Raw genomic sequence first — 21,286 nt, 5'->3', positions numbered from 1 at the left:
GGGTTCGACCGGGCACCCTGTTTCAAGCCCGTGTTGTCCACTCATGTCGAGTCGATCCCTGTTGCACCCAGCGCAGCTCGTTGATCGCCACCATGGCCAAGGACAGTCGCCGACCGGCGGTGCCCGTCGCAGTCAATGTGTCTCGACCCGCTCGATAGGTGCTGCCACGAGCGGATTTGGTTGAGTGGCTGCGGAAATTTCGGGGCGTGTGCCCGCCCTGCAGCAGAAGGCTGCGCCCGACCGCAGAGTCATCGAAACGGAATCGGCTGCCTGCCACCCTTTCTTGTAGGCGCAACCATTGATCGATGGGATGGCACGCACGTCTTGCGCGCGGCGACGGGAGTCGGATCGATGAGCCAGTTGGATCGACGAGGGTTCCTGCAAGGGCTAGTGGCCAGTCTCGCGCTGGCGCCGTTCGCCGGAATGGCCATGACGGAGCGCAGCCCATCCATCGCCGGCCTCGCGCCAGAGCAGCAAGACCCTGCATCGACCAAGTCGGATTCCCCCGCCGTCATCATTGCCCGCGCCCATATCGAGGCATGGAGCAACCACGACTTTGCATCGGCGCGGAAGAGCCTTGCGGGCGACATCCACTTCACCGCAACGAGCATGCAACCCGCCATGACGCCGACCGATCTCGTCGGCATCGACAACTACATGACGGGTCTGGTCCGGTTCGCGCAGGCCGTCGTACCGGGTAGTGCCCGCGTGATCGCGAGCATCGGCGATGAGCGCGACGCGCTCGTCATGGTGACGGTAAAGGTAAAGGCGTTTCTCGGCCTCGGCACGCCGAAGACGCTGCCGATGGCGCGCCTCTACCTGCTCGATGGACAGGGCAAGATCAAGGGCGAGCAAGTCATCTTCTACGTGGACCGGAGCTGAGTATTGCCCGGGTCCGTTCGAGCCATGTTCGGCCTCATGCAGCTTCGCGCAGCGCGGTTGCGGCCTGCCCGGAAGCGCCAGCCGGATGGATGCCATGTGGTGAGAAGTTCGGCACGGCAGGCCTTCCGACCTCCCGCGATCGGGTGACCCGGCCCTACTCCCTGGGCGTAGCCGTGCCAGCCCTATGCAGATCGCCGTGCGGTGCTGCGCGCAACGCTTGCTGATACGCCCAGGAAGATCCCCAGCAGCAGGCCGATGCCCCAGGTCAGCGCGGGATTCGGGAAGGCCTGTCCCTCCGGTACATAGATCGGCCACACCGTCGATGTTTCGTAGGTGTAGGTGGGTCCGAGGCGTTCGACGAGATCGTTCTTCGCCTGCCGCAGGCCACGGATCTCGTCATCCTTGTTGGCCAGCAGCAGGCTCGCGAGTACCGGATTCGCCATGTCCTCGCCACCCGCGCCGTTCCCGTTTCCCGGCGCGGCCGCCTGGCGATACCGGGCCTGGTCGGACAGCGCGGCCTGCAACCCGGCATCGATCTGGGCCAGGCGTGCGCGTGCCGCCGCCAGCGGCGCCTCCTCGAGACCTTGGTGGACCAGACGCAATCGGGCGACCGTCGCCGCGGCCAGCTCGCTGGCCTGCTGCCGCGAATACGCCCGCACGGTCAACTTGACCAGCGAGCCTGCGTAGAGCATCGGTTCCAGTTTCAGGCTCTTGCGATAAAGCCCGGCCACGGACGAAGTCGGCGCATAGCCGGCGCCCTGCAGGACCTCGTTCTGGAACGGCACCAGCTGCAGGCGCTCGGTCACGCGCTGCAGCGGCTCGACCTTCGGATCCTGACCGGCCGGCACCTGCCCGACCTGCGCGATCTGGATCCAGGCGGTCGCCTCCCACTGCCGTTTCGCCAGATGCGCGAACGCATAGGTGCAAGCCAGGGTCAGCACCAGCACGAGCACGAACCACTTCCACTCGCGTACAAAGATCCGCCACAGGTCGACCAGATAGATCTCATCTTGTTGCATGGTTCCGTACTCGCTGGTGAGATAGTGAAGACACGGCCTGCGCGGCCATCGCGGCGCCCCCTGCCCTTCGGTTCGGCAGCCAGGCCGCGAACAGCTGCAGGAAGAGGCAGATGCCGATGAAGCCGGCGTTCGTCCACGTGAAGGCCTGCGGTGCGAACGGCGACATCACGCACACATAGGACATGCGCAGGAAGATCAGCAGGGAAAACAGCGGCACCGTCGGGCGCAGCCGCTGCACGCTCCACAGCAACAGCGCGTACAGCGCGAACGCCGAAGCCACCGCGCCCCAGGGACCCAGCGCGAGCAGGAACGGAAAGAACTCCGTGCCCACGTTGATGTTCGGCGCATCGAGCGGAATGCCCGTGCCGGCCGTCGCGATGGAGCCGTGCAGGGGAACGATCTGGTTGATCAGGAAGTCCGCGTTGACGTAGTGCTTGGCCAGCATCGCGCTGAAGTTGTAGGGGCCCGCGCTGCCGTACAGCAGCAGCCACTTGATGCCTTGCGGCGCGGCGCGGTATATCGCGCCGAACGGCAGCGTGACGTACTGCAGCGTGCCGGAGCGCACGATGCCGAGGATCGAGAACACGCTGACGCCCGCCAGCGCCAGCGCACCGACGGCCTTCCACGGCAGCGGCCGCGCCTCGTCCCGCCGCAGCAGGATCAGCAGCGCGAACGAGAACACCGCGGCGAACAGTCGGTTGCGGTCGATCACCAGCACCGGGAACACGAAGCCGACGACGATCAGCAGGTTGCGCAGCCAGCGGCGCCGCGTGCAGAGCAGCCCGATCGGCGGCAGCACCCAGCACATGTCGGAGACGTGCCGGATATGTTCGCGGCCACCCGCCATCGAGGCGTAGGCCGAAGGTTTGTCGAACAGCGGGATCGGAAACAGCGCGAGGTCGAGCAGGCAGAACAGCAGGATCAGGCCGGCGAAGGCCAGTGCCACGAACGCATCACGGGTACCGGTGTAGTCGCGTGCGCGGAAGTGCGCGGTATCCGGAATGCGCACGCCCACCTGCACGTCGAGCAGCATGATCGCGGACGCGGTCACCACCAGCAGGAGCAGGCCTTCGAGGTAGTCGGCCGGCAGCTCGTAGGTGAACCAGGTCAGCCCGCAGGCGAACAGGATCGGCAGCCCCAGCCAGGTGGAGGGCAATCGCAGCAGCCGCTTCATGTTCCCTCCGCATGCGGTCCCGCGGGCGCCAGCCTGGCCCTGGCGGCCAGCGCGAGATACGCCGCCAAGTGATGCAGCAACGACCATGGCCGCCGCTCCAGGAACGAGATCTTGGCGTCGATGTAATGCGACTGCGCCCGCAGCAGGGTGCGGTACGGCTCCTCGAACAGCCCGGTCCGGAGCATCGCCACGTGCCGCGACTCGGCCAGGTTCGCGATGCGGGCCCCGGTATGCCGCGTCCGGCTCGCATTCGCGTCGTGCAGGCGGTAGGCGCACACATGGACGTCGATGAAACCGAGCACGCCGCGGGCCGCCAGGCGCAGGAACAGGTCCCAGTCCTCGATGCGCAGGCCTTCGCTCCAGCGGTCGGCGGTGTCCAGCGCGCCCTTGCGGATCAGGGCGACCGGCCCGCCGATGGCCCACTGCCGGATCACCGCGCGGCGGATGCCGTCGTCGGAGTGGTAGAGGCTCTTGTCGGCGCCGTGCAGGTCGCACATGCCGCTGTCGTGCAGCTTGTGCCCGTCGCCGTCCACGACCACCGAGTCGCCGATCACCACCACCTTGCGCGGATGCGCCAGCAGGTAGTCGACCTGCGCGACCAGGCCGCCGGGCAACAGGTAGTCGTCGCTGGCGCCCGGCCGCAGGAACTCGCCGTTCGCGCGCGCCGCCAGCTCGTTCAGGGTCGCGGCGATGCCGCGGTGCTCGCGCCGAACGTATTCGATGGGGATATCCATGCAATGCGTGGCCACCCAGTCGGCGATGCGCGCGCCGGTGCGGTCGGTCGAGCCGTCGTCGATGATGATCAGCTCCTTGGCCGGATAGGGGTCTTCCAGCACGCTGTCCAGGCAGCGCAGCACGTAACGCTCGTGGTTGAACGCGGGGATCAGCACCGAGACCAGCGGCGCCGCCGTATCTTGCATCGCGTCGTGGGCCGTCATCGCACCGTGCCGAGGTAGCGCCGCACGACCAGCACGTTGAAGGCGAGGTAGCCGAGGTAGTTGACCGCGAAGGCGTACATCGCGCCGACCAGACCGAAGCGCGCGGTGAACAGGTAGACCAGCGCCAGGTAGCTGGCCGCGAACGCGCATTCGGAGAGCACGAACAGCCGCGTCATCGCCTTGGCCAGCATCACGTAGGACAGCACAAAGGCGGCGATCTTGACCACGTCGCCCGCCAGCTGCGGTCCGTACAGCGCGTTGGCGGGCGCGAAGTCCGCACTGAACAGCAGGCGCGTCACCCATCCACGCAGCAGGTACACCGCCGCCGCCAGCACCACCACGGCGGGCAGGAGATGGCGATACGCCTGGCGCAACTCGTGCACCAGCGCGCCGCGCTCGCGGATCGAGGCCAGCTTCGGCAGGTAATAGATGTTGATGGCCGTGGTGAGGAACAGCAGGTAGGCGTCCGACACCTTGCTCACCGCCTGCCAGTAGCCGACCTGCCCCCAGCCGAGCTGCTGCGCGAGGTGGTCGCGCACCGCGATGTTCACCAGCGGAGAGACCAGCGCGGAGCTGAGCGTCATCACCGAGAAGGCGGCCAGCCGCAGCGTCATCTCGCGGTCGAAGCGCAGCCGCAGCATGCTGCGCCGGAAGTACGGGCTGCGCCACCACGCCGGCAGGCCGACCAGCAGCCACAGCAACTGGCCCAGCACCAGCGCCAGCAGCGCGCCGTACAGGTGCAGCCAGCGGGCAAGCCAGACCGCCGCCACGGTGCCCAGCATCGAGCCCAGCACCTGGATCAGCGCCAGCCGGCGCACGTCCATGAAGCCGTTGATCACGGCCAGGATGTAGTTGACCAGCGCGATGCCGAGCTGGGCCACGGCGAGCAGGCGGATCAGGCCCGCGTAGGCGGGATCGTCCAGCAGCCACAGCGCCAGCTGCCGACTGAACAGCAAGGCCACGCAACCCATCAGGACCGAGGCACACAACGCATACCAGAGCGCGGCAGCCAACAGGCGCGCCAGGCGCTGCGGGTCGTCCCGGTATTCGGCGACATACTTCACGATGCCGGCGCTGATGCCACCGCCGGCCAGCACGGCCAGCAACGACATCAGGCTCATGAACTGGCCCAGCTTGCCCACCCCCGCGGGCCCGGCCAGCCACGCCACCAGCTTGATCACCACCAGCGCCGCCAACAGCCGTGCCGCGGTGGCGATCGAGGAATAGAAGCCCGCGCGCACGATGTTCATGGCGGGCACTCGAACGCGTTGCAGGCCGCGATCACGCGCGCCACCGCGTCCTCGCCGAGGCTTGGCCCCAGCGGCAGGCTCAGCACCTCCTCATGCAGACATTCGGTGAGCGGCAGCCATGCCTCGCGCAGCTCGGCGTACGCCGGCTGGCGATGCGGCGGCACCGGGTAATGCACCTGGCTCTGCACGCCCTGCGCCTGCAGGTGTCGCTGCAATGCGTCACGGCGATGGCAGCGCACCACGAACAGATGCCAGGCGTGCCGCTCCTCGCACGCCACCTGCGGCAAGCCGATCTGCGGATGGCGGATACCTTCGCGATAACGCTGCGCCACGCGCCGGCGCCGCGCGATATCCTCGTCGAGATGGCGCAGCTTCACCCGCAGCAGCGCGGCCTGGATCTCGTCCAGTCGCGAGTTGACGCCCTGGAACAGGTGGTGGTACTTCGTGTCGGAGCCGTAGTTGCGCAGCGCCGCGACACGCTCCGCCAGTCGCGCGTCGCCGGTCACGACGGCGCCCCCGTCGCCCAAGGCGCCGAGGTTCTTGGCCGGGTAGAAGCTGAAGGCGGCCGCGTCGCCGAACGCGCCGGCCTTGCGCCCGTCGCGCGTCGCGCCGTGCGCCTGCGCGGCGTCCTCGATCAGCAGCAAGCCGTGCCGCCTGGCCAGCGCGACCAGCGCCGGCATGTCAGCCAGCTGACCGTACAGGTGCACGGCCATGATCGCGCGCGTGCGCGGCCCGATCGCCGCCGCCACGCAGGCCGGGTCGAGGTTGAAACTCGCCGCATCCGGCTCCACCGGCACCGGCACCAGCCGGTTCGCGCTGACGGCGAGGAAGCTGGCGATGAAGGTGTTGCCGGGCACGATCACCTCGTCGCCTTCGGCCAGCACACCCAGCCCCAGATAGCCGCGCAGGATCAGCGCCAGCGCATCGAGCCCGCTGCCCACGCCCAACGCATGGCGCACGCCGCACCAGGCCGCGAACTCGCGCTCGAAGGCCGCCAGTTCCTCGCCGAGCACGTAGTGCCCCGAATCGATCACCCGCGCGGCCGCCGCCTTCAGCTCGTCGGCGTAGCGCGCATGGACGTCCCTGAGGTCGAGGAACGGCACTTCCCTCAGCCGGGTGTCCATCACAGCAGCCACTCGTAGAAGTCGTGCACGATGGCGCGTGCGCCGAAGCGTTCCTTCTGCGCGACCAGGCCGCGGTTGAGCACCCTGCCCTCGTGTTCGGTCGAGATGCCGAAGCTGAAATAGCTGCGGTTCGCGTAGACGCCGCCGATCAGCTCCGCCAGCAGCAGGCTGAGCGTGTTCAGGCGTCGCCCCTCCTCCGAAGCGGCCAGGTACTGGGTGTGCACGACCCGTCCGAAGTCGTAGACGAGCGCCCCCGCCAGCAAGGCGCCCTCGTGGCGCGCCTCGTGCAGCACGATGTGTTGCGGGAAGCGCGCCTGCAGCAGGCGCAGTTCGGCGAGGCTGTGGGTCGGCCGGGTGTCGTGCTGGTGGAGCACCGAGGTCAGCAGCGCGTGGAAGTCCGCCGGATCGACGCCGGTCCGGAGGTCGATGCCGGACTTGCGCGCCTTGTTCACTTCACGCTGGCGCTCCTGCGTGAAGTGGAACGTCTCGCGCAGCGCGATGACCGAGGAGAGATCGCGACGCCGCAGCCGTGCACCCAGCCGATGCAGCGCGTACAGATCCTCCTCGGCCGGGCAGGCGTGGAAGATGTGCGGCACCGCCTTGTAGATCACCCGCTCCACGCCCAGCGCGCGGTAGTGGTCGGCGATCTGCCCGAACACGGCCAGCGTCGATTCGGCGCGCACAGCGGCCGTGCTGATCAGCCCGGCGTACGTGAGGCCGCCGTGGCTGGTCACCAGCTTGTCCTGGATGTTCGCGGGAAACACCGCCACCGCCTCGCCGTGCTTCTCGACGATCAGCGACTGGTCGACGAAGCGGTCGGCGTGGTAATCCATGTAGCCGCGCCGGTGCAGCAGGTTGCCGTTGCGGGAGCGCTCGACCAGCGCATCCCAAGTGTTTGCGTCGGCCGCGGCATAGGGCCTAACCGCGAACATGCGCGCCACCGTCGAAATGGATCGCGTCGGCCTCGGCCACGCCGAAGCCGTCCATCCCCATGTCGTTGCCGTTGTAGAACATCAGCAGTTTGTCGCGCTGGCGGATCAGCGCGGGATAGCAGAGCGTGCGCGAATCCCAGCCGTCGGCGGACAGCGCGATGCCCAGCATCTCGTCGTGGCGTTCCCAGGCGATACCGTCGTCGCTCGTGGCGACACCGGGGAAGTATTCGCCGGTGACATTGCCCCGCGTGAAGAGCATCACGTAGCCGCCGTCGCGACGATAGACGCGCGGCCGGCCGATGCGGTATTCGCTGCCCTGCGGACGCAGGCAGACCCGGTCTTCGCGCGGGATCACCGCGAGATCGCCCGTTTCGACATGGCGGATGTGGTAGCGCGGAAACGGCTGGCCGCCGATCGTCTCCCAGTCGTCGCCCACCGCGTACCACAGCCGCCAGCGGCCGTCTTCGTACATGGCCGTATGCACCGCGGCTATGCTGCTGCGGCCGGGCGCGCGATCAAGGATCGGGGTTTCCTGCACGCGCCGGAAACAGTTGCCGCCGTCGCGCGAAACGGCCAGACCGCTGAAGGCGAGGAACTTGGCCCTGGCCACGCGCTGGAAGCCGACATAGAACAGGTGCAGGCCGCCTGGCGCGTCCACCACGTCACCCAGGATCATGCCGTTGTCGTCGAAGCAGCCGGCCCGGCCGATGTCGAGCACCGGTTCGGCGCTGACCCGCACGACCGCCGCGGGATCGTCCGCTCGCACGTCGACGTATCCGATGCGGCTGACGCCCTCGGCATCGCGAAACCCCGCATAGACGCGGATCAGCTCGTCGTCGAGGCGATACGGGGTGGGCGTGAGCGCCGAGTGACGCATCCAGCCGCCCACGCCCTGCCGCGCGGTGTCGAATACCAGCCCTTGCTTGCTCCATGCGGACATGCGCTCGTCAAAGCCTCACGTCGAAACTCGTGCGGTCGGGCACCGCATGCGCCGGCGAGCCGACGTAGACACGGCCCGGTTCCGTGTCGCGGGTGACCAGCGCGCCGGCGCCGATCACGTTGTCGGGGGCGACCTTCACGTGGTCGTTGAAGGTGGTGTTCACGCCGACGAAGCTGCTCTCGCCGATCTCGCAGTAGCCGGAGATGACTGCGTGCGAGGCGACGAACACGTGGTCGTGCACCACCGTGCGATGCCCCACGTGGTTGCCGCTCCACAGCACGCAGTTGTTGCCGATGCGCACGAACGGTTGCACCACGTTGCCCTCGAAGATGAAGCTGTTCTCGCCCACCTCGGCGTTGCGCCACACGAAGGCGCGCGAACTGACGTAGCTGGCGAACCGGTAGCCGCGGCGTTTCGCATCGCGATAGAGGCGCGTGCGCAGGCGGTTGAGCTGACTGGCAGGCACCGCGACGAACACGTCGAACTCCGCCGGCGGATGGCTCGCCTCCAGGGTCTCGTACGCCACCACCGGACGGCCGGCCAGCTGGGTCTGTGCGAGGTACTCGCGCTCGACGCTGAAGGCGACCACGTCGTGGTCGCTGTCGTATTCGAAGTATTCGCAGGCGATCTGCGCGAACTCGCCCGCGCCGACGAGGACTAGAGGCCTTGGCATGCCGCCATGCCCTCCTGGTACACCGGGCCGCGCACCTCGCGCAGGAAGGTGGCGTAGTCGGTGATGTAGTCGGCCGGGTCGTACACGTGGTCGGCCAGCACCATCAGCACGCAGTCCTCGCTGAAGTCGTACAGCTCGCGCCACACCATGCTGCCGAGGTGCAGGCCGTACGAGGGATCGTCGAGCACCACTCGCACCGGTCCGCTGCCGTCGTCCAGCAGGAAGGTGACGGAGCCGCGTACCGCCACCGCCAGTTGGTTGAGGTGGCGATGCGCATGCATGCCGCGGTGCACGCCGCCATGGGTGGCGTACAGGTAATACACGCGCCGGATCACGAAGGGCACGTTCCGATCCTGTTCCAAGGCGATCAGCATGCCGCGATCGTCGCCATGTTCTTGCAACCGGATGCGTTCGATTTCCATGTACCGGACCAACCCCTGAGTTCATGGATGTGACCCACGACACCTGAGTGTCGTCCGGTTGGCGAAAGGTTGTGCCGCAAACGAGAGCGAGCAGGCGTGCTGGTTCGTTCTGCGGCGACCTGCCTGCGATGGCCACCGACGCTTCGACGCGGCCTGATTCCGGCCATGCCGAAGTGGCGCTTCGAGGCACCGGTGATTTCCAGGCTTGGCGATTGCCGGATGCAACCTTTCGGCGCCCGGCCGGCACTCCGTATCGCAGGGCTCCCTGATGCATCACGCGCATGAGCCTCGCTTCGGCATGAAGCAAGTCTTGGGGACATGCATGGGATCGACTGGATGACGACAACGCGCAAAGACATTCCGGGCCTGGCGCGGGGACGACGAGCCATTCGCCTGACGGCGCTGTCGCTGTGGGCGTTGCTGGCCATGATCGTCGGCCTCGGCAACGCGCTGCTGTGGTCGTCCGTCGCGCGGGCGCAGCAGCGCGACGACGCGAACACCGGCCAGTCCGTCGCGCACCAGCCGTCCAGCCGCCTGACCGAGAGCGACATCGCGCGCATGCTGCCGGCCACCGACATGGGTGCCGGCGCGGCGATGCGCCACGACGCTCGCGTGGACGCGTCCGACGACGGCCCCGCCACGCCGTTCGATGCGGCGTCGATCCCGCGGAATCCGCTGGCGCCCGACGCGGATGCGATCGGCGCGAAGAGCTGCGCCGCCTGCCATGCGCTGGAGAGCATGCAGGCTGCGCACAGCCTGCACGTGGCGTCGTTCCGCGCCGGCAGCGCCAACAGCGGACCGCAGGCCGCCTGCGAGGCCTGCCACGGCCCCGGCTCGGAGCATGCGAAGAACCCCGCGGCGCCGGGCCTGATCATCGCCTACACGCACGACGCGAAAACCCCGGTCGACGTGCAGACGCGCACCTGCCTGAGCTGCCACGTCGGCGGCGCGCGCCAGCACTGGATCGGCTCGGTGCACCAGGAGCGCGGACTGTCGTGCACCGATTGCCACAACCCGATGACGCGGCTGTCGGCCGAAGGCGTGCTGGCGAACGAGTCCATCAACCAGGTGTGCGCGACCTGCCACCAGGACATCCGCGCCCAGTTCAACCGCCGCTCGCACATGCCGCTGCCGGAGGGGCAGATGTCCTGCGTGGATTGCCACAACCCGCACGGCAGCATCACCCGGCCGCTGCTGAAGACCGACACCGTCAACGAGACCTGCACGACCTGCCACGCCGAGAAGCGCGGCCCGTTCCTGTTCGAGCACGCGCCGGTGGCCGAGAACTGCATCAACTGCCACACCCCGCACGGCTCGAACCAGGAAAACCTGCTGGCCCTGCCGGTGCCGATGCTGTGCCAGCAGTGCCACACGAACGATGACCACGTCAACGATCTGCTGACGCGCCAGAGCCTGCGCAGCGGACTGGTGCCGGACGAGCGCGTGATGGAGCGCGCCTGCCTGAGCTGCCACAGCAACATCCACGGCTCGAACAACCCCAACGGTGCCAAGTTCCACCAGTGACCCGCCATCCGGCGAAGGCGGAGAGCGATGCTGAAGCACAAACCCCTGACTGCGTTGCTTGGGCTGGCACTCGGCGTCGCAGGCCCCGCACCGGTGCTGGCGCAGAGCGATACCAGCGACAGCCAGCGCGTGGGCAACACCCAGTTCGGCAACAGCCTCGATCCCACCGGCTGGGCGATGTTCGACGCACCGGACCCGGCCGGCATGTCCTGGCTGCACGCCGGCCAGCTGCGCACGCCGACCGGCGTGCTCTACCCCTGGCCGCGCCAGCTACCCGACGAGGCCAGGCTAGGCAGCGGCGACTGGACGTACGAGTTGCTGGCCGAGCTCGGCTACCTCCATGCCAGCGGCGACCGCAACGACGAGTTCTTCCGGATGTATTCCGGCTGGAAGAACGGTGCCGCGCTGGGCATGCTCGCGTTTTCCGCGCTGAACCATCGAACCGGCCGGTACGTCGAGTTTCGCGGTAGCCGCATCAGCAGCCAGGATCAGTACTACCGCCTGCGCAGCGGTCGCTACGGCGACTATCGCGTCGAGGCGTTCTACCGGGACATCCCGCACACCCTGAGCACGACGGCGTATCCGCTGTGGAACGGCGCGGGCTCCACCGATCTGACCTTGCCCGGCGGCCTCGCCACCGGCAGCACGCCGGCCCAGGTGCAGGCCGTGGAGGCGAACCGGCCACGCCGGACCTTGTCGGTAACGCGCCAGAGCACGGGCGTCAGCTGGGAGGGCACGCTGATCCGCCACTGGATCGGCTACGCCGGCGTGACCAACGAAAACCGCACCGGCGACCGCGACTGGGGCGGCCCGATGTACCTGACCTACTTCTTCGTGGCCCCCGGGCCGGGGGGTGCGGGCACGCCGAGCGTGCCGGGTACGTTCGGCGGGCAATACGAAACGGTGCGTCCGGTCGACTTCACCACCACCGACGTGAACCTGGGCCTGCGCAACCAGGGTGGTGCCTCGGGCTGGCTGTTCAACCTCGGCATGACCGGCTCGTTCTTTCGCGACCACAAGCGCACGCTGGACTATGCCGTGCCGTTTGCCGCGGCGCCGGGCTACGCCTCGGTGATCACCGGCGGCACCTGGTCGCTGGAGCCCAACAACGATTACTACCACGTGCGCCTGGAGGCCTCGCATCCGCTGAAGCTCTGGCACGGCCAGTTCTCCGTCTCGGCCTCCTACGGCAGCATGCGGCAGAACGATGCACTGCAGGCACCGCTCAGTCCGATGTATTGCCCGAGTGGGCAGTTCATCGGCAGCACCGGCATCGCTTGCGCGGACTGGAACACCACAGCCGCGCTGTCGCGGCAGAACGGCGATGCGCGCATCGATACCGGCCTGCTGAACCTGCGCGTGGATTTCCGGCCCACCGCGAAGCTCAGCTGGCACCTCAACCTGCGCCAGCGCGACGAAGACAACATGACGCGCTACACCATGGTCAACCCGTTGACCGGGCAGTACGGCTACGTTCCCGAGAACGGCGCGGAGCCGCTCGTCACCGGTGGAACCGAACTGTTCCAGCCCGGCAGCCCGCTGTACCAGTCGAACTTCGCGCAGATCGCCAGCATTCCCTTCAGCACCAACGACCGCAAGGCGGAACTGGGCGGCAGCTACCGGATTGACCGGTACAACACGCTGAGCGCGAGCTACCTGCTCGACCACCAGACGCCGCGTCCGCGCGAACGCACGTACATCGACGACCAGCACCTCAAGCTGGGCTGGGACACCAGGGCCTTCGGCAACGCGACCCTGCGTTTCAGCTACGAATACGAGAAGCGCACGGGCGGCCGCTACAACCCCGACCCGTACCTCGCCGCGTATTCGCCGTCCATGCCCGGCTATGTGCTGCCTGCGGTGGGCTACACCGCGTTCACCGTCGCGCAGATGTACAAATACGACATGAGCAACCTCGAGGCGAGCAAGCTCAAGGCGATCCTGACCATGCCGCTGGGCACCACCGCCACCCTCAGCGCCACGCTGTACGGCAACCGGAAGCGCTACGGCGCGGACATCGGGCGGCAATCCGTCGGCACGACCGGCGCCGACCTGTCCTGGGACTGGGAACCGGGGGCGGCGACCTCGATGAGCGTCTACGCGGGCATGGCATCGAGCCGGCTCAAGCAGGGCAACGTCAACGACAACGAGGCGCTGACCTTTTCCTCGCCGCAACAGGCCGACATGCAGTTCGGTGGCCCGTTCTACCCGTATGCCAACTTCTGGACGGCGACGGACAACGAGCGCAACGTCGACGCCGGCACGCATTTCAGGCACGTCTTCTCGCCGCGCGTCAGGCTCGACCTCGACTACGACTACACCTGGTCGCGCGGCCTCGACAGCTACGGCTATGCCAGCCTGGCGGCGATCTCCACGGTATACCAGTCGATCCTGAGCGCGGCGGATGTTGGTAGCAGTTTTCCCGTGAATGTCTACCGCATGCAGACGCTCACGGCCCGCCTGAACCTGACGCTGACCCGGAAGCTGGGCCTGGCCTTGTACGGGAAATACGAATTCGGCAACTACGCCGACTGGCACTACGCCGGTTTCGACATGCCTGCCGAGCTGATCGTCGGCAACCGCGTCTTCACCGAGCTGGGGCCGCAGCCGCATTGGCATGTCCTGCTGGTGGGCGCCTTCGTGACCGTGAAGCTCTGAGGGAAACGCCGCGATGTCTGCCATGCCTCGTCTGCTTCATCTGGTGGCGCTCGCCATTCTGTGGGCACCCGCGTTTTCGACGGCCGCAGCCGACGGCGCGGCGGCGCACAAACCGGCGGCATGGGTCGACCTGCGCGGGCAGCCGCCGATCACCGGCGACGCCCGGGCCGGTCAGGCACGATCGGCTGTCTGCGCGGCCTGCCACGGGCCGCAGGGCCTGGCCATCGCGCCGAACTTCCCGGACCTGGCCGGGCAGTCGGCGACTTATCTCTACATGCAATTGAAAACCTTCAAGAGCGGCCAGCGCCGCGACCCGGTCATGAGCGGCCAGGCCGCCACGCTGAGCGACGCGGACATGCGCAACCTCGCCGTCCATTACGCCTCGCTCCCGGCCAAGCCGGCCGGCCGCGCCGATGCCGCCTCCCGCGGTGGGCAGCTCTTTCTCGACGGCGATCCGGCGCGGGGCATCCCTCCCTGCCAGGCTTGCCACGGCCCGACCGGGCGCGGGCCGCGGGTCTACCCGAGCGATGCGCCCCAGCCGCCCTGGGCGACTTTTCCGCGCCTGCATGGCCTGTCCGCCGTCTACGTGACCAAGGCACTGGGCGATTTCAGGAGCGGTGCGCGCAGCGGCAGCAGCAACGCGCGGATCATGCACGGCGTGGCACAGACACTCGACGATGCGGACATCCTGGCGCTGTCGAGCTACATCGCGACGCAATGACCGATGCCCCTCGTCCAACGCTCAGCCGGCCCGGTGCTTCCCGGCATCCGCCAACGAATGCCGCTCGTTGCCATGACGTGTGACTTCACACACTGGCAAGCGCAATACCAGCGCACGAATCTGATTCGGCGAGCATGCGCATTTCGCGGATACCCAGCGATTTCGCCACGGGCGAGGCGTCGCGGGATGCGGCAGGTTAGGGGCGCGAACCTCCCGGGGTTGCGGTGTTCGCCGAACCCGGAAGCGTGTTTGAACATCAGGGTGCTCGCGTCGGGCGGACACTCATCCACCGAGCGAGGTTTTCATGTTTCCGTTGCCGCTTGCCTTGGCGCTGGCCTCCGCCGCCACGCCTCCCCCACCTGCACCCAGCGACCTGCAGGCGCGCGAGAACCAGTACACCCGCGGCGTATTGACCGCGGACACGAAATTGCTGGATGACGTCTGGGCTGCAAGCTTCGTCGACACCAACGAGGCCGGCGGCTTCGCCACCAAGCGGCAACAATTGGCGAAAGTGGCCCGCAGCCGCGCAAAGATCGTTTCGCTCCATGTCAATGACGAGCGCACCGACCGCTATGGCGATACGGCCGTGGTCACCGAGCGGTTCCAGGTGGTCTACGTGCTGGACGGGAAAACCGGCGAGGAAACCGGTCGCGCCACCGACGTGTGGGTGAAGCTGCACGGACGCTGGATGTGCGTGGCCGCGCATTCGAGCGCCGTCACCCCGTCGGGGAATACGTGAGGAACGGCACGCAGGACCACCGCCCCGGATTCGCGCTAGGCTGCGCAAACCCGGGAACCACCCAGGTGGCTTGGGGCGGACCATTCATCCCATGAACCGATCCGGCTTCGGTTTGGCAACGCTGGTGCTGGGCACCTGTCTGCCGTGGGCATCGCACGCCCAGTCGGCGGCCTTCGGCGGTACTGTTGCGCTCAGTTCGCAATTGGTCGACCGTGGACAGGCGATCACCGCCAGTACGCCGACCCTGCAGGGAGACGTGACATGGACCTCGCCGGCCGGTTGGCTGCTGGGCCTGTCGGCGGGTACCGAGTTGCGTGCGCCTGGCCAACTTGCCGAAGCCTCCGTCCAGGTCGCGCGTTACTGGCCGCTGTCCGGCGACTGGCAGATGCAAACAGACTTGCTGTATTACCACTACTCCGGCTCTGCCCGCACGCGCGCCTACGATCGGGCCGAGACGGGCATCCACTGGACGTACCGCGACGTGCTGACATTCGGACTGTCGGCCGTACGCATGTTTGGCGCGCGGGATGGCCGGGTGCGGGGTGCGGCCGATCTCGATTTCCACTGGCCGCTGCCGCGGCATTTCTATCTTTCCGCCGGTGCGGGCATCGCCCAGATTCCCGCCATGCCCTGCCGGGTCTACGAGCACGCGGATTCCTGGCACGACCTCGAATACGGACGCCCTTATTACGGCTGTGAACGCCATGGCTCCTATCGCTACGGGCATGCGGGCCTGATCTGGGCCATGGGGGATTGGCGCATGGAACTCGAGCGCATCGTGACCGGCCCGCGCATGCGCCGGCAACGGGAGGCCGCCCCATGGGTTGCGACGGTTTCGTGGTCTTTTTGATCCGGGGGCAACCTTTTCGCGTCCGGACGGCACCAAACTGACAGCCCATGAACGAAGCCGACACCGACGCCGAGGTCATCGACCGCCTGCTGCTCCAGCGCATGGCGACGGGCGACCGCGCCGCGCTGGCGACCTTGTACCGCAGTTACCACGGCCGGTTGTGCCGCTTCCTGTCCCGCCTCACCCGACGCAGCGATGTCATCGAAGAGGTCGTCAATGATTGCTTCTGGATCGCCTGGCAGAAGGCAGGCGAGTTCCGCGGCGACTCGCGCGTTTCCACCTGGATCATGGGCATCGCCTACCGCTGTGGCCTCAAGGCGTTGCGGCAGCACGGCGACGAACCCGTCGAATACGAGATGTCGACGGACGAGCGCCTCGTGTCCAGCGATCCGGACGAAGACCGCGAATTGCGCGACTGGCTGGGCAAGGGACTCGAGCACCTGTCGGCGGATCAGCGCGTGGTGATCGAGCTGGTCTACGGCGTGGGGCATTCGCTGGACGATGTCGCGGCCATCATGCAGTGCCCACTGGGCACGGTGAAGGCGCGGCTGTTCTATGCCCGGGTCAAGCTGCGCAACGTGCTGCCCGCCTTGGCCGGCAACCCGGTCGCCTGCAAGGAGGGTACGTCATGAGGACCACGGTGAACCCCGGCGTGGATTGCCCGCACGCCTGGGAACTGATGCCCTGGGTGCTGCAGGACAGCGCCGCGAGGGAACAGGCTGCCTGGCTGGAGAACCACTTGGCCGGCTGCGCGTCGTGCCGCGCCGAGTTTGCGCAGCAGAGCCGCCTGCGGCTCGCGCTGTCGCTGCCGTCGGAGCGGCCGCTCGATGCGGAGGTCGGGTTGCAGCGCCTGCTGGCCCGGCTCGATGCCTCCGATCCCCAGCAAGCCCCCCGCCAGCCGCGATCGCGAGTCTGGCTGGTGCGGGCGCTGGCCGCCGCCGTGGTCGCCCAGGCGGTCGGCCTCGGCGTGCTGGGCGTCAAGCTGGACGCCGTCGAGAATCCGGCGTACCGCACGCTCAGCGAGACGCCATCGCCCATGCCGCCCGGCGCGATCCGCGTGGTGCCCGATACGGGCATGACGCTGGCCGACTGGAACGCATTGCTGCATACCCTGCGCCTGCAGGTGGTGCACGGCCCCAACAGCGTCGGGGCCTACACGGTGGTGCCGACGGACACCGCGGCGACGACCGGGCAGATCCTGCCGAAGCTCCGCGCCGCCCGCGGCATCCGCCTGGCCGAACCCATCAGCGCCACGCCATGAGCGGCCGTGCGCTTGTCCTACTCGCGCTGGCCATCGCCCTGGGCGCGCCGGCGCAGCGGGCGGTGGCCAGCGATGGACACCCCGGCAACGGAAGCGCTGCGACCACGACGGCGGCGGCGATGGATGCGCACCGCGACATCGTGCTGGCGGTCGCCAACGAGCAGGAACCACCCTCGACACGCGCCGGCTCCAGCCTGCTGGGCTACACCCCGCCGGCGCGCTACGGTGCCGGGCAGCGCGCGCTGTCCGTCATGGATGCGCTGAAACGGCACTATGGCCTGCGCGAGATCGCGGGCTGGCCGATCAAGCCGCTGGGCCTGTACTGCGCCGTGTTCGAACCCCCGCCTGGCACGACCCGGGACGACCTGCTGAAGACGCTCGCCGCGGACGCGCGCGTGCGGCTCGCGCAGCCGCTGCAGGATTTCGCCGTCTACGCGCAGCAGGACGCGCCTGCGCCCCGCTACAACGACCCCTACGTGGATCTCCAGCGCGGCTTCGTCGAAACCGCCGCCGCCCGTGCCCACGCGCTCAGCCAAGGCAAGGGCGTGGACATCGCGATCGTCGACACCGGCGTGGACCAGCGCCATCCCGAACTGCAGGGACGCATCCGCGACGTGCACAACCTGGTGGACAATGACGATGGCGCGTTCGACGCCGACCCTCACGGCACCGAAGTGGCCGGCATCGTCGCCGCCGACGGCAACAACCGCCAAGGCATCGTCGGCATCGCCCCCGAGGCCACGCTCAGCGTCTACAAGGCCTGCTGGTATCCGCCGGTGGCGGGCGCCGGCGCGCGCTGCAACTCCTTCACCCTGGCCAAGGCGCTGGCGGCGATCCTCGATACCCGGGTGCGCATCGTCAATCTGAGCCTCGGCGGCCCGGCCGATCCGTTGCTGCGCATGCTGCTGGCGCAGTTGCTCGATCAGGGTCGCATCGTGGTGGCCGCCATGCCGCCGGACGGCAAGCCCGACGGCTTTCCCAACGACGTGCCGGGCGTCATCGTGGTGCGCGTGGCCGACGCCGCGGTGGCTCCGCCCGGTGTGCTGAGCGCACCGGGGACGGACATCCTCACCACCCAGCCCGGCGACGGCTACGACTTCACCACCGGCTCGTCCATGGCCGCCGCGCACGTGAGCGGTATCGTCGCCTTGCTGCTCGCGCTCGCCCCGGAACTCGACGCGCACAGGGTCCGCGCCCTGCTGCTGGGCAGCAGCAAGGTGTCCGACGGTTTGCTGCAGGTGAATGCCGCTGCGGCGGTGGAGCAGTTGCGTGGCGCGCGGCGAAACACACCCTGAGGCCGACAGCCGGCACGGCTCCGTGGCCACGGGCGACTTCGTGCGCCCGCTGCCGGACGTCGCCGTCCATGCCCATTCGCATCCGGGTGGCGTCCTGGACTGGGTGGGCATGGACGGCATCGAGATGCCGGTGCGCTTCGACGCCGGCAACGGCGACGTGCAGCGCGCCAGCGCCAGGGTCGGCGCCTTCGTCGATCTCGCGCAACCGGACCGGCGCGGCATCCACATGTCGCGCCTGTACCTGCTGGCGGACGAATACCTGGCCGCACGACCGCTCGATGCGCCGCTGCTCGAATCCCTGCTGCGCGCCTTCCTCGTTTCGCAGCAAGGCCTGGCCCGGCGTGCCCGCGCCAGCCTGCGCTTCGAGCTGCTCGTGCGCCGCGCCGCACTGCGCAGCGACCATGCGGGCTGGCGCGCCTACCCGGTGTTCATCGACGCCCAGTTGGACGCCGCCGGCTTCCGTCTGGAGCTGGGCACGGAAGTGACGTACTCCTCCACCTGCCCCGCTTCGGCGGCGCTGTCGCGCCAGCTGATCCAGCAGCAGTTCGCGCGCGATTTCGACGCGACCGCACCGCTGGAGCATGCGGCCGTGCTGGCGTGGCTGGGCAGCGAGCGCGGCATCGTCGCCACCCCGCACGCGCAGCGCAGCGTGGCGCGGCTCGCCGTGCGCTTCGTCGACGGCGTGCCGCTGAATCTGATCGCCTCGATCGACCGCGTCGAACAGGCGCTGGGCACGCCGGTGCAAACGGCTGTGAAGCGCGAGGACGAGCAGGCCTTCGCGCGCGCCAACGGCGCCAACCCGATGTTCTGCGAGGACGCCGCGCGCCGCATCCAGCACGCGCTGGATGACGACGACAGCATCGCGGACTTCCACGTCCGTCTCGAGCACCGGGAAAGCCTGCATCCGCACGACGCCGTGGCGCAGGCGAGCAAGTCGATGCCCGGAAAAACACGGCCGGCGGATGCTCCGCCATCGAGTTGGGCGACCATGCTTGAGCAGGCTGCGGATCCTGCACGCTGATACGGCCGTAGCCAGACACATGGCGAGCGAGCGTCTTGCAGCGGAAGCTAGACGCAGCATGGGAGTTCACCACGACGGACCAGCGCCGCGCGCGGACCGGCTCGAATCACCGCTCGCAAGCCAGGCGTGCTGCTGCGATTGCCCATCCGCATTGACCGGTTGGCGCCTTCGCTGGCTGGATCGGCGTCGGGGAGCGGGGTCTTCGTGATGAGGCCGCGATCGTGGAGAGCATTGTGTACCGGCCGTGCCGCAAGAAAATACAGCGTTGCCGATGGCAATGTTATAACGTACTTTCACCCGTCATGTAGCGCGGAATACCCGCTGTCGGGACAGCGCGCAGCAACGAATACGGGCTCCGCATGGTTTCCATTCCGTCTGTCCAGACATCCGCGTCGCGCGCCTTGCGATGGGCCATGCCCATGGTCGCCGCGATGCTGCTCGCCGCTTGCGCGGTGGGGCCGGATTTCAAGGCACCCGCCCCGCCTGCGGTCGGCGGCTACACGCCGCATCCGGTTTCGACGACGACCGCCGCGCCCGGCGTGACGGCGGGCGCGGCCCAGCACCTCGCATCGGGCGCGGACATCCCCGGCGACTGGTGGACGCTGTTCCATTCCGCGCCGTTGAATGCGTTGATCGAGCAGGCGCTGGCGCACAACCACGACCTGAAGGCCGCGCAGGCGGCGCTGCGCGTGGCGCACGAGGACATGCTGGCGCAGCGCGGCGCGTTCCTGCCGAGCGTGTCGGCGAACTTCTCGGCCAGCCACCAACGCCAGGCCGGCTCGCTGGCGCCGGTGCCGAACTCCAACGCCTTCCAGTACAACCTGTACACGCCACAGCTTTCGATTTCCTACACGCCGGACGTATTCGGTGCCAACCGCCGCGCGTCGGAGTCGCTCAAGGCCCAGGAGCAGGCCGCGCGCTTCCAGATGATCGCGACCTGGAACACGTTGGCGTCCAACGTGGCGGTGGCGGCGATCCAGCTGGCCGCACTGCAAGCGCAGGTCGACACGACGCGGCAATCCATTGCCGCAGGCGAGAAGATGTTGGGCATCCTGCACTACCAATATGCGAAGGGCTACGCGAGCCGGGTCGATCTCGCCGCGCAGGAATCGCAACTGGCGCAGACTCGCGCCACGCTGCCGCCGCTGGAGAAGCAACTGGCGCAGCAGCACGACCAACTCGCAGTGCTGACCGGGCGCTTCCCGTCGCAGGCCGCGGACGACCGGATCACGCTGGACGGCTTGCAACTGCCCGCGGAACTGCCGCTCTCCCTGCCGTCGGCGCTGGTGCAGCAGCGGCCGGACGTGCGCCAGGCACAGGCGAACCTCCATGCCGCCAGCGCGCAGATCGGCGTCGCCACCGCGGCGCGCTTGCCGAACATCACGCTCAGTGCCGACACCGGCAGCACGGCGCTGGAATTCTCCAAGCTGTTCACCGGCGGCACCGGCTTCTGGGACGTGGCCGGCACGCTGACCGCGCCGATCTTCGAGGGTGGCACCTTGCTGCACCAGCAACGCGCGGCGAAGGCGGCCTATGCCGAAGCCGCCGAGCAGTACCGCAGCACCGTGCTCAACGCGTTCCAGAACGTGGCCGACACGCTGGTGGAGCTGGATCAGGACGCGAACGCGCTGCAGGCCGCGGCGAAGGCCGAGCAGGCAGCGAAACTGACCCTGGACCTCACCCAGCGCCAGCTCAAGGACGGCTACGCCAGCCAGCTGCAATGGCTGACCGCCGAACAGACCTGGCAGCAAGCACGGATCGCCCTCGTGCAAGCCCAGGCCAACCGATTCGCCGACACCGTCGCGCTGTACCAGGCGCTGGGCGGCGGCTGGTGGCACCACTCCGAACTGAGCAAGCAGTGAC

General features: G+C 68.3%; 20 protein-coding genes. 11 read left to right on the top strand and 9 right to left on the bottom strand.

The genetic code is table 11. The annotated features are described in order from the left end of the window. Positions 1-351 precede the first annotated feature (351 nt). Positions 352-882, top strand: coding sequence for a nuclear transport factor 2 family protein (locus B0E52_RS14450; RefSeq protein ID WP_077484924.1), 531 nt, complete (start codon positions 352-354; stop codon positions 880-882). Between the two features lie 182 nt (positions 883-1,064). On the opposite strand, the gene B0E52_RS14445 is transcribed toward B0E52_RS14450, so the two are convergent. The 9 genes from B0E52_RS14445 to B0E52_RS14405 are packed head-to-tail and all read right to left on the bottom strand — an operon-like array spanning position 1,065 to position 9,354. Beyond that, positions 1,065-1,901 (bottom strand): Wzz/FepE/Etk N-terminal domain-containing protein, encoded by an 837-nt coding sequence (locus tag B0E52_RS14445; protein ID WP_077484923.1) that lies wholly within the window; start codon positions 1,899-1,901, stop codon positions 1,065-1,067. Then, positions 1,888-3,075 carry a hypothetical protein gene (locus B0E52_RS14440; RefSeq protein WP_254426817.1) on the bottom strand — a complete coding sequence of 396 codons (1,188 nt, stop codon included), beginning with the start codon at positions 3,073-3,075 and terminating at the stop codon, positions 1,888-1,890. The genes B0E52_RS14445 and B0E52_RS14440 overlap by 14 nt, the downstream gene beginning before the upstream one ends. After that, entirely contained in the window at positions 3,072-4,013 is a 942-nt protein-coding gene (locus tag B0E52_RS14435) for a glycosyltransferase family 2 protein (protein ID WP_174575574.1), read from the bottom strand. The genes B0E52_RS14440 and B0E52_RS14435 overlap by 4 nt, the downstream gene beginning before the upstream one ends. After that, complete coding sequence (locus B0E52_RS14430) at positions 4,010-5,263, bottom strand: O-antigen translocase (protein ID WP_077484921.1); 1,254 nt, start codon at positions 5,261-5,263, stop codon at positions 4,010-4,012. The genes B0E52_RS14435 and B0E52_RS14430 overlap by 4 nt, the downstream gene beginning before the upstream one ends. Continuing rightward, positions 5,260-6,387 carry a DegT/DnrJ/EryC1/StrS family aminotransferase gene (locus B0E52_RS14425; protein ID WP_077484920.1) on the bottom strand — a complete coding sequence of 376 codons (1,128 nt, stop codon included), beginning with the start codon at positions 6,385-6,387 and terminating at the stop codon, positions 5,260-5,262. Before B0E52_RS14425 ends, B0E52_RS14430 begins: the two co-directional genes overlap by 4 nt. Next, entirely contained in the window at positions 6,387-7,319 is a 933-nt protein-coding gene (locus B0E52_RS14420) for a GNAT family N-acetyltransferase (protein WP_077484961.1), read from the bottom strand. Before B0E52_RS14420 ends, B0E52_RS14425 begins: the two co-directional genes overlap by 1 nt. Continuing rightward, positions 7,306-8,259: a hypothetical protein gene (locus B0E52_RS14415; RefSeq protein WP_077484918.1), complete on the bottom strand. Its 954-nt coding sequence runs from the start codon at positions 8,257-8,259 to the stop codon at positions 7,306-7,308. Before B0E52_RS14415 ends, B0E52_RS14420 begins: the two co-directional genes overlap by 14 nt. 7 nt (positions 8,260-8,266) lie before the next feature. Further along, positions 8,267-8,932: an acetyltransferase gene (locus tag B0E52_RS14410; RefSeq protein WP_077484916.1), complete on the bottom strand. Its 666-nt coding sequence runs from the start codon at positions 8,930-8,932 to the stop codon at positions 8,267-8,269. After that, positions 8,917-9,354, bottom strand: a complete 438-nt coding sequence (locus B0E52_RS14405; protein ID WP_077484915.1) for an FdtA/QdtA family cupin domain-containing protein — start codon at positions 9,352-9,354, stop codon at positions 8,917-8,919. Before B0E52_RS14405 ends, B0E52_RS14410 begins: the two co-directional genes overlap by 16 nt. A gap of 336 nt (positions 9,355-9,690) precedes the next feature. On the opposite strand from B0E52_RS14405, the gene B0E52_RS14400 reads away from it, so the two are divergent. The 10 genes from B0E52_RS14400 (at position 9,691) to B0E52_RS14355 (ending at position 21,285) form a co-directional block, all read left to right on the top strand. Further along, the gene (locus B0E52_RS14400; RefSeq protein WP_254426816.1) at positions 9,691-10,878 is read left to right on the top strand and encodes a DmsE family decaheme c-type cytochrome; all 1,188 of its coding nucleotides are present in this window, start codon (positions 9,691-9,693) and stop codon (positions 10,876-10,878) included. 27 nt (positions 10,879-10,905) lie between these two features. Beyond that, positions 10,906-13,536 carry an MtrB/PioB family outer membrane beta-barrel protein gene (locus B0E52_RS14395; RefSeq protein WP_077484914.1) on the top strand — a complete coding sequence of 877 codons (2,631 nt, stop codon included), beginning with the start codon at positions 10,906-10,908 and terminating at the stop codon, positions 13,534-13,536. A gap of 13 nt (positions 13,537-13,549) precedes the next feature. Beyond that, positions 13,550-14,257: a c-type cytochrome gene (locus B0E52_RS14390; protein WP_254426815.1), complete on the top strand. Its 708-nt coding sequence runs from the start codon at positions 13,550-13,552 to the stop codon at positions 14,255-14,257. Positions 14,258-14,561: 304 nt separating this feature from the next. Continuing rightward, positions 14,562-14,996 carry a nuclear transport factor 2 family protein gene (locus B0E52_RS14385; RefSeq protein ID WP_077484911.1) on the top strand — a complete coding sequence of 145 codons (435 nt, stop codon included), beginning with the start codon at positions 14,562-14,564 and terminating at the stop codon, positions 14,994-14,996. Between the two features lie 91 nt (positions 14,997-15,087). Next, positions 15,088-15,846 carry a hypothetical protein gene (locus tag B0E52_RS14380; protein WP_254426814.1) on the top strand — a complete coding sequence of 253 codons (759 nt, stop codon included), beginning with the start codon at positions 15,088-15,090 and terminating at the stop codon, positions 15,844-15,846. 47 nt (positions 15,847-15,893) lie between these two features. Then, on the top strand, positions 15,894-16,478 hold the full coding sequence (locus B0E52_RS14375) for a sigma-70 family RNA polymerase sigma factor (protein WP_077484910.1): 585 nt from the start codon (positions 15,894-15,896) through the stop codon (positions 16,476-16,478). Beyond that, the gene (locus tag B0E52_RS14370; RefSeq protein WP_077484908.1) at positions 16,475-17,107 is read left to right on the top strand and encodes a zf-HC2 domain-containing protein; all 633 of its coding nucleotides are present in this window, start codon (positions 16,475-16,477) and stop codon (positions 17,105-17,107) included. The genes B0E52_RS14375 and B0E52_RS14370 overlap by 4 nt, the downstream gene beginning before the upstream one ends. After that, a complete protein-coding gene (locus B0E52_RS14365) occupies positions 17,104-18,402 on the top strand; it encodes a S8 family serine peptidase (RefSeq protein ID WP_077484906.1) in 1,299 nt (432 codons plus the stop codon). Before B0E52_RS14370 ends, B0E52_RS14365 begins: the two co-directional genes overlap by 4 nt. 22 nt (positions 18,403-18,424) lie before the next feature. After that, on the top strand, positions 18,425-19,423 hold the full coding sequence (folE2, locus tag B0E52_RS14360) for a GTP cyclohydrolase FolE2 (RefSeq protein ID WP_254426813.1): 999 nt from the start codon (positions 18,425-18,427) through the stop codon (positions 19,421-19,423). A 413-nt stretch (positions 19,424-19,836) separates the two neighbouring features. Continuing rightward, a complete protein-coding gene (locus B0E52_RS14355; protein ID WP_217316699.1) occupies positions 19,837-21,285 on the top strand; it encodes an efflux transporter outer membrane subunit in 1,449 nt (482 codons plus the stop codon). The last annotated feature ends 1 nt before the right edge of the window (position 21,286 follow it).

The sequence above is a fragment of the Rhodanobacter sp. C06 genome, assembly GCF_002001105.1.
In the GTDB taxonomy this organism is placed as follows: Bacteria; Pseudomonadota; Gammaproteobacteria; order Xanthomonadales; family Rhodanobacteraceae; genus Rhodanobacter_A.
Note: the sequence above shows the minus strand (reverse complement) of the source record. Positions and strands in the feature narration are given on the sequence as shown.